The organism is Rhodococcus sp. NPDC057135 (assembly GCF_042670865.1).
In the GTDB taxonomy this organism is placed as follows: Bacteria; Actinomycetota; Actinomycetes; order Mycobacteriales; family Mycobacteriaceae; genus Rhodococcus_F.
In genome coordinates this window covers 47,290-57,973 of sequence record NZ_JBHUUU010000006.1, presented here as the reverse complement: position 1 = coordinate 57,973, position 10,684 = coordinate 47,290, and the positions used below count along the sequence as shown (strand labels likewise).

At 62.1% G+C, this 10,684-nt stretch carries 11 protein-coding genes; 5 read left to right on the top strand and 6 right to left on the bottom strand.

Going from position 1 to position 10,684, the window contains the following annotated elements:
- Nucleotides 1–2: 2 nt before the first annotated feature.
- Together ACFT1A_RS13150 and ACFT1A_RS13145 are read right to left on the bottom strand one after the other, a co-directional pair.
- On the bottom strand, nt 3–611 hold the full coding sequence (locus ACFT1A_RS13150; RefSeq protein WP_378447325.1) for a redoxin domain-containing protein: 609 nt from the start codon (nt 609–611) through the stop codon (nt 3–5).
- Between the two features lie 43 nt (nt 612–654).
- The gene (locus tag ACFT1A_RS13145; protein ID WP_378447324.1) at nt 655–1,245 is read right to left on the bottom strand and encodes a MauE/DoxX family redox-associated membrane protein; all 591 of its coding nucleotides are present in this window, start codon (nt 1,243–1,245) and stop codon (nt 655–657) included.
- Between the two features lie 348 nt (nt 1,246–1,593).
- Here ACFT1A_RS13145 and ACFT1A_RS13140 point away from each other — a divergent pair, with 348 nt between their 5' ends.
- A complete protein-coding gene (locus ACFT1A_RS13140; protein ID WP_378447323.1) occupies nt 1,594–3,132 on the top strand; it encodes an APC family permease in 1,539 nt (512 codons plus the stop codon).
- Nucleotides 3,129–3,914 (top strand): IclR family transcriptional regulator, encoded by a 786-nt coding sequence (locus ACFT1A_RS13135; protein ID WP_378447322.1) that lies wholly within the window; start codon nt 3,129–3,131, stop codon nt 3,912–3,914. The genes ACFT1A_RS13140 and ACFT1A_RS13135 overlap by 4 nt, the downstream gene beginning before the upstream one ends.
- 2 nt (nt 3,915–3,916) lie before the next feature.
- Here ACFT1A_RS13135 and ACFT1A_RS13130 read toward each other — a convergent pair whose 3' ends face one another.
- Genes ACFT1A_RS13130 through ACFT1A_RS13115 form a run of 4 tightly spaced genes read right to left on the bottom strand, consistent with a single transcriptional unit; the run spans nt 3,917 to nt 8,025 of the window.
- Nucleotides 3,917–5,239 carry a bifunctional adenosylcobinamide kinase/adenosylcobinamide-phosphate guanylyltransferase gene (locus ACFT1A_RS13130; RefSeq protein ID WP_378447321.1) on the bottom strand — a complete coding sequence of 441 codons (1,323 nt, stop codon included), beginning with the start codon at nt 5,237–5,239 and terminating at the stop codon, nt 3,917–3,919.
- Nucleotides 5,239–6,027 carry an ABC transporter ATP-binding protein gene (locus ACFT1A_RS13125; RefSeq protein WP_378447320.1) on the bottom strand — a complete coding sequence of 263 codons (789 nt, stop codon included), beginning with the start codon at nt 6,025–6,027 and terminating at the stop codon, nt 5,239–5,241. Before ACFT1A_RS13125 ends, ACFT1A_RS13130 begins: the two co-directional genes overlap by 1 nt.
- Entirely contained in the window at nt 6,024–7,058 is a 1,035-nt protein-coding gene (locus tag ACFT1A_RS13120; protein WP_378447319.1) for a FecCD family ABC transporter permease, read from the bottom strand. The genes ACFT1A_RS13125 and ACFT1A_RS13120 overlap by 4 nt, the downstream gene beginning before the upstream one ends.
- A 7-nt stretch (nt 7,059–7,065) precedes the next feature.
- Complete coding sequence (locus ACFT1A_RS13115) at nt 7,066–8,025, bottom strand: ABC transporter substrate-binding protein (protein WP_378447318.1); 960 nt, start codon at nt 8,023–8,025, stop codon at nt 7,066–7,068.
- A gap of 308 nt (nt 8,026–8,333) precedes the next feature.
- Here ACFT1A_RS13115 and ACFT1A_RS13110 point away from each other — a divergent pair, with 308 nt between their 5' ends.
- Genes ACFT1A_RS13110 through ACFT1A_RS13100 form a run of 3 tightly spaced genes read left to right on the top strand, consistent with a single transcriptional unit; the run spans nt 8,334 to nt 10,683 of the window.
- On the top strand, nt 8,334–8,750 hold the full coding sequence (locus ACFT1A_RS13110; RefSeq protein WP_003939899.1) for a GntR family transcriptional regulator: 417 nt from the start codon (nt 8,334–8,336) through the stop codon (nt 8,748–8,750).
- Nucleotides 8,747–9,616 (top strand): ABC transporter ATP-binding protein, encoded by an 870-nt coding sequence (locus ACFT1A_RS13105; RefSeq protein WP_378447317.1) that lies wholly within the window; start codon nt 8,747–8,749, stop codon nt 9,614–9,616. The genes ACFT1A_RS13110 and ACFT1A_RS13105 overlap by 4 nt, the downstream gene beginning before the upstream one ends.
- Nucleotides 9,613–10,683 (top strand): ABC transporter permease, encoded by a 1,071-nt coding sequence (locus ACFT1A_RS13100; RefSeq protein ID WP_378447316.1) that lies wholly within the window; start codon nt 9,613–9,615, stop codon nt 10,681–10,683. Before ACFT1A_RS13105 ends, ACFT1A_RS13100 begins: the two co-directional genes overlap by 4 nt.
- The last annotated feature ends 1 nt before the right edge of the window (nt 10,684 follow it).

The window sequence follows — 10,684 nt, the reverse complement described above, 5'->3', positions numbered from 1 at the left end:
GATCAGGCCGCGCTGCCGGATTTCGCCTGGGCATGAAGGTGCTGGAGTGAGGGGGTACCGGATTCGAGCGCATTGAGCAGGCTCTCCACTTGAGCCGTGTGATTGCACAGGCCCTTTCCTCGGATCTTGCCGTGCTCGTCGAGAATCACTCCGTAGGGAGTTGTACCCACCTGGTACGCGATGCCGACGTCTCGGGCGTCGATGTAGCTGAGCTCGGAACCGATTCCGCTGCCGGCCAGGAACTCACGGTGCTCTTCGGGTGTTCCGTCGGAGATGATCACCACATCGAGATCGGATTCAGCTCGGGCCATTGCCCTTACTCCGGGAAGAAGACTCTTGCACGTCGAGCAGCTCGGTGCGGTGAACAGCAGGAGTTGCGGCTTGTCGCGGTGACCGCCGACTCCGACGGTTCGTCCCTCCTGGTCGATCAGACCGGCAAACGACGGGCCGACTTGTTCGACCTTGGGCCCGGTATCCATCATGCGGGCGCCGAGCGGTCCGAGACGTACTTGTACGCGACCGATTTCACGAGCCAGGGCAAGAACCATCAAGAAGAGTACGGCTACGGCGATCACCAGGATCACGGTCGCGACGAGTAGGAAAGTGGTCATCGTAGTAGTCCTGCCTTCGAGTTTTCGGGGCTGTGGGTGTGGTTCACGAGCCGTACCGGGATGCGGTCTCGGCAGTGCGGAGTCGGATGGAGGCACTCGACAGGTAGTCGTCGACCGGGCGTCGCCCTAGATGGACGACCGAACGAATCTGTGCGAGAGCAACTCCAGCCAGAACGAGGAGGAATCCGAAGGTTGCCGCCACGATCTGGACGCCGATCTCGGCTTGATTGGGGGCGACCGACACGGCCACGGATATCACCGCGAGTGTCCCGGCGCGAACGGCGTGGAACCACCCGATATGCGGAATCTTGCCGACACCGAATGCAAAACAACCGCAGTCCAGATCGCGTCGACCGCGTAGGAGGTTGATCGTGAGACCCGTGAAGAACGACGCGAACATCACGGCAGCGGCCACGGCTGCGAGTCGATGGACAACGCCGAGAACCAGCAGGGCACCCACGACGGACTCGGCGACGGGGAGGGCGCGAGCGATCGGAACTTCGAGTCGCGCCGGCAGCACTTTGTAACCGCGCACGGAACTGAGTACCCCCTCGTGGTCGTTCAGCTTGGGAATGCCGGCGAGCAGTAGTACAAATCCGATGATCGCCGCAGTGGTGGCGCTGACGAAGTCCATGCTTCCTCCGTTCTGTTCGGCAGGGCCGGTGGTGTGTGGGACACATCCTGTACGGGCAGTGCTGCGAACCCGCGTCGACCGCGATACGCCTGGACGAGGTGCAACTGAGAGAGCAGTTTTCGTGTGAGAAGTGGAGAACTAGCAGGTGGAAGCGCCGCTCGTAGGCTTGGGACACCACGGGCCACTATTGATCCCGCACGATGCTGGGTGGCAAACAAAGTCGGATTCTCACTTGAAAGTTCTGCGCGCGCCATCGTGGAAACTGCGCCGAAACATAAGCGGACTAACTTGACCGAATTCTGACAATTCGCTCGTAGGTTCGGGCCCGGACGCGACGGACGGTGAGACATGGCCGTGAGTGCGGCACTGCGTGCAGCGATCGCGCGAGCGCAGAATGCGGATCAACACAGTGAGCCCGTGTTCTCCCCGCTCCGCGGTCTCGGACGGGGACGTCTGACCCCGATCGACCTGTTGGGACAATCGCTCTCCACGATCGCGCCGGCAACCGGGATGGTGTTCATCGCCCTGTGGATGATCACTTACAGTCCCGGCTACGTCGGGTTGGCTGCGATCGCAGCGACCACTTCGGCCGTGTTTCTCGTTGCGTTCTGCATCACTCAGTTCACGCGGAGACTGGCCGCTGCAGGATCGTTGTACAGCTTCGTCTTTCAGGGCTCCGGTATCCGGGCGACACTGACGGCGGGTGCCGCCTTGGTGCTCGGCTACCTCGGAATCTCGGTATCTGTGTTCTCCCAGGCGGTTCCGAGTCTGCTGGATACCGTCGCCCTTATCGGACTCGACGTGCGAGGGACTGCCGCGACGGTCATCACGACGGTGGCGATTGCCCTTGCAGTCGCGTGGATTGCAGTGCGAGGCGTTCGGTTCGCCACCCGAGCGATCCTCGTTGTCGAGGCTTGCTCGCTGATTCTGATAGTCGTGGTCATGCTGGCGACGCACACCAGCGCGACAACTGCTGTTGCCCTGCCGAACCCGTCGCTGAGCGCTGTGCCGTTTCTCGCCATGCTGACCGTACTGAGCATGGCAGGCTTCGAGAGTTCGGCCTTCTTCGGTCCGGAAGCAAAACGACCACTCATCAGCGTCACGCGCACGGTCCTCATTTCGCCGATCATTTGCGGGGTTCTCTTCGTTTTTGCGGCCTGGGCGGCGATGACCGGTCACGGCGCAACGATCGTCGGAGCGTACTTCGAAGGAACGGCATCCGGAGCCAGCGCGGAAGTGGTTCTGGCGGTCAAGATCGGAATGACGTGTTCCTGGTTCGCGTCGACCCTCGGTTGTGCGCAGGCGGGCTCGCGGTTGCTGTACTCGATGGGGATCGAACGGGTACTGCCGTCGCCGCTTGCCCGTGTGCACCGACGATTTCGTACCCCGTACGTCGCGGTACTTGCGTTCGTCGCGGCAAGCGCGGTGGGAGTATTCGTCTACTCCGATACGGTTCGCGACGATTCCGGATCCTTCGACGGGGTAGTCGAGACAGCGTTGGTCTGCGCTTACACCCTGGTGGCCTTTGCTTCGTGGAAGTTCTTGCGCCGAATCGGCGAACACACGTCACTGACCCGGATATGCACCGTGTCCGTGAGCGCTACCGGCGCTGGTCTGCTGGTCTACATCGTGCTCGACGGTGCGGTACACGGGATGTGGGCCCTGCCGATCGCAGCTCTTGTCGTCGCTGCGTCGGGGACCGTGTGGAGCGCCTTGCTCCGTAGAGCCAGACCTGAAAGCCTTCTGATGGTGGGCGCCTTCGACAGCGTCGAAACGGCAGACCTGTTGCCCGGTGCCGGCACACTGCTGATCGACGGTGACGGGCGAAGACGACTTGTCCCGGATCGCGATACCGCTGAAGGTAACTCGCCGGAGCATGGGTGGTGACCGCGGACCGTGCAACCGCTGGTCCGCGATCAGGCAAAAGGATCGGCGAAGAGACTCACTTCAGCGGGCAACAACCGCGGGCGGTTCAGAAGGCACTCGGGATGCTCGAGGCTGTAGCTCACTTGGGGCCGGGAACGACTGCGAAGGAGATCGCCACGTTTGCAGGCGTCCCTTCGGCTACGGCGTATCGAATGCTCAATCTGCTGGTAGCCGAGGGCTTTCTGGTGCGGGTGCCAGACCTGTCCGGGTTTGCGCTGGGGCGTCGAACTGCCGAGCTCTCGCATGCGGCGTCGTCGAGTGGTCCGGCGCCGACGCTGCACGAGCGCGTCGAGGACATGCGGACACACACGAGGTTCGGTCTGCACGTAGCCTCGTTTACCGGTGGGCGCTTGCGTTTTGTCGACAAGGATCCCGACCACGAGATCATCGGAATCGCCGCACTGCCGAAGAACCTTCACGCGAATGCGCTGGGGAAGGTGTTGTTGGCGCATGACGAGCGGTTGCTGCCGGGCTTGGACCTACGCCGGGTCACGGAGTTCACGATCGGTGACTTCGATGTTTTGTCTGAACAGCTGAGGTCTGTTCGACGGCAAGGATTTGCGTTCGAGAACCAGGAGTGTCGTCTGGGTAGATCCGCCTTGGCGGTGCCCGTTCGGGATCATGCGGACCAGGTGGCCGGCGGGTTGTGCGTCCAGGGAGCGAGCGGACGAGTGACTGAAGGCGATCGAGAGTTGGTCGGCTTTCTATTCGATTGTGCGCGCCAGCTCACCGGATTGCTCTGACGTCACCCGCGCAGGTGCTGGGGGAGTCCGGCGGTCATCAGAACCACCGACTCGGATGCAGCGGCGACGCGGCTGTTCAGCAGACCGAGCAGATCACGGAACAACCTTCCGGACTTCGTGTCCGGGACCACACCGCTTCCGACCTCGTTGGTGACGGCGACAATCGGTACCGGACAGGCGGCCCAGGCGTCGGCCAAGACGTCGATATCTGCGTGGACGCCGCTGAGATCTTCTGTGGTCCATGCCTGATGTCGGTCCAGGCGCGCGGTCAACCACGTGCCGAGGCAGTCGATCAGGATCGGTGTTGTTGCGCCTGAAAGAATCTCGGCCAAATCGGAGGTCTCTACCGTCGTCCACGTCGACGGCCTCCGCGCGCGATGCGACGCAATTCGTTCGATCCAGTCGGGATCGTCGTCCTGCGGATCCCCGGTGGCGATGTACGTGACGTGCCGGTAGCCGGCAAGCAAGCCCTCTGCGTAGGTGGACTTGCTCGAGCGGGCGCCACCGGTCACGAGAGTTCGATGGCTCTGTCCTACCCCGATCTCGAGCGCAGTTCCATCCGGAACCGCTCGCGCCCCGGACACGCGAAGTGCCTCCGCGAGTTCGTTTTCGACCGGGTTGTGGTGCCCGAGGTGTACGGCGACCACATCGGTTCGATCGGTGATCGCGTCGCAGGTGCGTAGTCGCGACACCGTCTCCGCGAAACTCGGCAGATCGTGGTGCCCGGTGCCGTGGTCGGTCTTGTAGCCGAAGGTCTCTTCGAGGAAGACGGCGTCGAAACGTGCGTCGGCAAGGGCGTCGAAAGCTGATTCGGGCAGAGGCCCGGTGTCGGTGGCCCAGAAGATTCGAGATCCGGATGCGTCGGTGATGTCGTAGAGAAGGGTGGGTACTTCGTGCGCGGCTTCGAGGGTGCGAACCCGATAGGTGCCCAACATGATCGACTGACCGGCCTCGAGCGGCGTGAAGGTCACCGGATCGCCTGGACCCACCCAGTCTCGGCAGAGATCGAGCGCGTCGGGTGGTCCGAGAACCTGGAGCGGTTCGGCGCGAGAGGCCCAGGATCGGAACAGCAATGCCATCGGGCCGAGGTGATCGGGATGAGAATGCGTCAGCAGGATGTGTTCGACGTGTGCCAATGTGCGACCGAATCGCGACGCGGCACGCGGTACTTCCGGCCCACAGTCCAACAGGATGCGGTTGTCCAGCAAGGCGGCGGTGTGTCCGCGAACGGTGCCATTCGACAATGCCGCCAGGCAGGAAGGGCAAGTACAGAACGGGTTCGGCCAACCGTCAGCAGCACCGGTGCCGAGCATCACCAGTTCCATCAGCGGGTGCCTTCCTGCCGAATCGGAACAACTATGGGACCACTGGGCCGGTCCAGGATTTCGACCCGAGCGCCGTACACACGGCCGAGGAGGTCTGCTTGCAGCACCGCTGAGGGTGTGCCGTCGGCGACGACGCTGCCTTTGTCCAGCAACACGATTCGTCGCCCGTATTGCCCTGCGAGAGTGAGGTCGTGCATCGCTGCGATGACTGTGATGTTGTCGGTTTCTCGCAGTTCCTCCACCAAGTCGAGAACCTGCTGCTGGTGACCGATGTCGAGGGCACTGGTGGGTTCGTCCAAGAGCAATACCTTCGGTTCTTGAGCCAGTGCCCGAGCCAGGACCACGCGTTGCAATTCGCCACCGGAAAGTTCGGTGGCTCGTCGATCTGCGAACTCGGTGAGGTCGAGCCTTTCGATCACCGAGGAAATCACCGAACGGTCTGTGGCGGTTTCGGTTCCGAAGCGTCGTAGATACGGAGTACGACCGAGCGCCACCAGTTCGGCAACCGTCGCGCCCTCAGGTACGACTGGGCGTTGCGGCATCAGCGCGACTACGGCTGACATGGCCTTGCGGCTGGAATTGCGAGGACTGAGTCCCCCGACCGAGAGTTCACCGGTGGACGGAATCAATCCCGCGAGGGCGTGCATCAAGGTCGTTTTGCCTGCGCCGTTCGGCCCGACCACGGCAACCCAATCGCCGGGTGTCACATCGAGATCGATGCCGTCGACGACGTCCTTGCCGCCGAGGTTGACTCGGAGGCCGCGGCACCGGACTGCGCTGTCGGTCATGCCGAAACCCGACTGCGGCGCAGAACCAGAAGGAAGAACGGAGCGCCGATCATCGCGGTCACAACCCCGATGGGGAGTTCGGCCGGCGCCATGACCGTGCGGGCGGCGACGTCGGTGAGGACGAGAAACGCCGCACCCAGCATGAGTGACAGAGGGAGCAGCAGCCGATGCGACGGGCCGACGACTAGTCGAACCGCATGGGGAACAACGATTCCGACAAAGCCGATGAGCCCACTTGCGCTCACTACTGCGGCTGTTCCCAGTGTTGCGGCGAGCACCAGCACCAGGCGTGATCTGGCGGGATCGACGCCGAGGCTGGCGGCTTCGACGTCACCGACTGCCATCACGTCGAGTACGCGTCGGTGTACCAGGATGACGGCTGATGCCAGCGCGACGTACGGCAGGACAACCAGAACTTCCGACCAACCGTCGGTGGACAGTCCGCCGAGTAGCCAGGAGTAGACCTCGCGCAGCGAATCGTCGAACCGCTGCTGAACAAAAGTCTGCGCTGCATTCGTGAACGCTGCGACAGCGACACCGGCGAGGATGATGACTACCGCGTTCTGCGGCCCGCCAATGCTTCGGCCGAGCGTATAGGTGGCGAACACTGCCAGCACGCCACCGACGAAGGCGGCCATGGGGATTCCGAACATGCCCAGCGCTCCACCCGAAACGATGGCGAGGGTTGCGCCCAGTCCGGCTCCGCTGGAAACGCCGAGGAGATACGGATCCGCCAAGGGATTTCGGAACACGCCCTGGTAGGCGGCGCCGGCCGCGGCCAACATTGCTCCGACCAACGCGCCCAGGACTACTCGCGGAAGCCGAATCTGCCAGAGAATCGCCTGCTGTGTCGCGGTGAGACCGGAATCGATGTTGATGCCGGGTATTCCGTCCAGAAGTTCGAGAATGGTCCGATCAGGCGTCAAACCGGCCGGCCCCACCAGAACGCCGATCAGCAAGGCAGCGCACAGAATCAGCGCGGCGCCGAGCAGAACGACGGTCCGATGTTGGGAGATGCCGGCTTTGATCATCGAGTGCTCAGGCCGTGGGAACTTGGGCAACGATGGCCGCGACAGCCTTCACCTGATCGGCGACACGGGGTCCCCACCGGCTCGAGAGGTCCTCGTCGAGTACATGAATCTGGTTACCGGTGACAGCTTTCATGCCGCTCCAACCGGGTCGAGCGGCGACGGATTCTGCTGTCACTCCGCAGCATTGGGAGTCTGCGAGAAAGATGAGATCGGGATTGGCCTGTACCACGAATTCGGCGGACAACTGCGGGTAGTCACCCTGCCCGGCGGCGTCGGCGATGCTCTTCATTCCGAACAGCGAGTAGATCTGCCCGACGAAGCTCGAACTCGTGACGGTGTAGAGCGAGGAGTCGAGTTCGTGGAAGTACGTCAGCGGCTGTTGGCGCGCAGGAACACTGGCGACAGCGGCGTCGATGTCCGAGCGCATGGTGTCGACAACTTCGGTGCCCTTGTCCTCGTGGCCGGTGGCCTTCGCGACGCGCTCGATCTGGGCGTAGACGTCGTCGATGCTCGTCGCTGCCGGTAACAGGAGAGTCGGCACCTTCGCCTTCTGCAGTCCGGAGACAAGATCGTTCATGTCGTCCGACGCGATCACCAGATCCGGTGCGTAACCGAGGATGGCTTCGACGTTCGGCTGAAAGCCCGAGAGATCGGTGACCGGGATGCCGGCTGGGTAGTCGGACTGATTGTCGACGGCCTTCACCTGATCGCCCGCGCCGACGGCCCACAGGGTCTCGGTGGCGCTGGGACTGAGTGACACGATCGACTGCGGACGTGACTCGATGGTGATGTCCGTGCCGGAATCCGTGGGACCGGAAACAACAGTAACCGGGAACGAACCGTCCGAGGTGGCTGTCGTTGTGGGTGCGTCGGATGTCGAGCTACTGCAGGCCCCGGCAAGCAGTGCGGTACTCACCGTCAACGCTGCAAGTACGGATCTGAATCTACGTGTCGGCCGACTACTCACAGCCACCCCTCCGCTAGTGGACGAGGGTCGCGAGCAGCGCGGCCGCGAGGGGAAGCGCCACGAGCGGTCCTTCGTCCGAGAACCATCGTGTCGCCACGAGGCCGGTGACCTGACTCGTTCGCCTCGAGTAGTGACGGGCGAATTCACAGTTGCGTCGACAGTGCCGGGGTTTCACCGAACTTCACACGAGCAGCGTGGCACCCCGGTGAACCGGGGCATCTGCACTTTACAGGGGTCGTCGGGCTTGACCCGAGAGGTCAAGGCAGGGTAAATATCTATTCCACTAATGAACTAGTGAAAGGGTTCGGATGATCGACTTCCGTATCGACCGCCGATCCGGCATTCCCACATACGTGCAATTGGTCCTTCAGGTGAAGCAGGCGCTCAGGCTCGGTGATCTCCAAGTCGGGGATCGGCTGCCCACAGCCAAGGACGTCGTGGGAGCGCTCGCGATCAACCCGAACACAGTCCTGAAGGCCTACAAGGAACTCGAGCGCGACGGACTTGTTGCTCCGCGGCCTGGGTTGGGCACGTTCGTCGTCAAGTCCCTGGCCAAGCCCGGTATGGCGGAAAGCTCTGCGCTACGGCGAGAGTTGGCGCGTTGGGTGGCAGATGCCGTGGCCGCTGGACTCGAGCGCACGGACATCGAAGCACTGGTGAGTTTGGAACTCGAGAAGACGTTCATCGAAACGGATCCGTCCGGAAAGCAGGGGGAGACATCATGACTGAGCAAGAATCGGCGCTCACGATGCAGGACGTGGACAAGCGCTTCGGCAAGAAGAAGGTGCTCGACGCCTGCACTTTCGAGGTCGCAACAGGAAGTATCACTGCCCTGGTCGGGGTGAACGGCGCCGGTAAGTCCACGCTGATGTCCTTGGCCGTCGGGTTGACGATGCCGGACCATGGTTCGATCTCGGTCCTGGGTAGCACGCCGGATCAGGACGGCATCTGCCCAGGCCTGTCCTACCTCGCTCAGCACAAGCCGCTGTACCCCAAATTCACTGTTGCAGAACTCCTTCGATTCGGTGCGTATACCAACGACAATTGGGATGCGAAGTACGCTCTGGATCTGGTGGAGCGCGCTGGAATTTCTCTCGATGCAAAGGCGAAGACTCTGTCACCAGGTCAACGAACCAGGGTTGCACTGGCTTTGGCGCTCGGGCGCAGGCCGCAACTGCTCCTTCTCGACGAGCCCTTGGCGGATCTTGATCCGGTGGCACGGCGGTCCGTTGCGACCACCCTGCTCGAAGACGTTGCCGAGTACGGCACCACGGTTCTGTTGTCTTCACACATCGTCTCCGAACTGGCGGATGTCTCGGATCGACTTCTCCTGCTGGGCGGTGGAAACGCGAGATTGTCCGGACCGTTGGATGAATTGATCGCTGCCCATTACGTATTGATCGGCGACGGCGATCCTTCGGACGTGGTCGGCGCCGGTGCGGTCATTCATACCGACAAGGGGATGCGGTCGAATTCTCATGTGGTGGAGGGAATCCGTCCGAGCCCTCGGGCCGGCTGGGTGATCGACGACGCAACTCTCGACGACGTGGTGCTCGGGCACCTGAGCGCAGAAACGATGGTGGCGGCATGATCTGGGTTACGTGGCGGCATCACCGGACGTCGCTCATTGTGTCGTTGGGATTCCTCGCGGCATTAGCAGTCATTGTCTTGTCGAGTGGTGCGATCATCAAGAGCGGCGGACAAGCCCAACTCTTCGGATCGCCACTCAGTTGCTTCGACGACATCACCGCGATCTGCACGGCAGAGACTGCTCTCACCCTGACGACAGTGGTTGCGACGGCTCTGCCGGTGTTCCTCGGCGTGTTGATCGGTGTCACCGTGTTTTCGCGGGATGTCGAACAAGGAACACACGTATTGGGGCTTACTCAATCGGTCAGTCGGACTCGTTGGTTCTGGACCCGGGTGTTGATCGTCTTCCTGCCGATTTCTGTGGCTTCGGCATTGCTCGGATTTGCACTGCAATGGGCTCGATCTCTCCCGGACAACTCCCGGTATGCATTTGTTGCCGGGCGTTCGACTTTCGTCGAGATATCGAACCTGTCGTATCCGCTCTTTCAATCCAGCGGACTGGTCTTGGGTGCATACACATTCATGGCACTCATGCTCGGAGCAGCACTGGCTTTGCTGGTGCGTAGTTCGATCGGCGCAATGGCGATCACGATGGTCGGTGTTGTTGCGATTCTGGCAGCATTTCAGGTGGTTGCACGACCCGATTACGCCGAGCCGAGTGTCCGAACGTCACCCGTCGCCGGATTCAGTTCCTACTATTCGAGCGATACCAGTATCCCCGCGGTCAATTGGGAACTCGCGCAGGGATATGTCGACCTCCGAGGTAACTGGGTCGACATCAAATACGACGAGTGCACGTGGGGTGAATCAGGCGGCGAGAACCCGTACGACCAGCGCCCGGAGGAGACCGGTGCCGAGTACAGCCTCCGCATGGATGTGCTCTCAGCGCAACAGAACAGAGAGATGGAGATCTGTTTGCGGGAACACGGCGTGGATCACTACGAAGTTCGCTACCACTCAGCTGATCGGTTCTGGCGTTTCCAGTTCACGGAAGCTGCACTCGTCCTGATCCTTTCGGGCCTGTTCCTCCTTCCGGCGCTCTGGGGTCTACGACGCCTCAAGCCGTGAC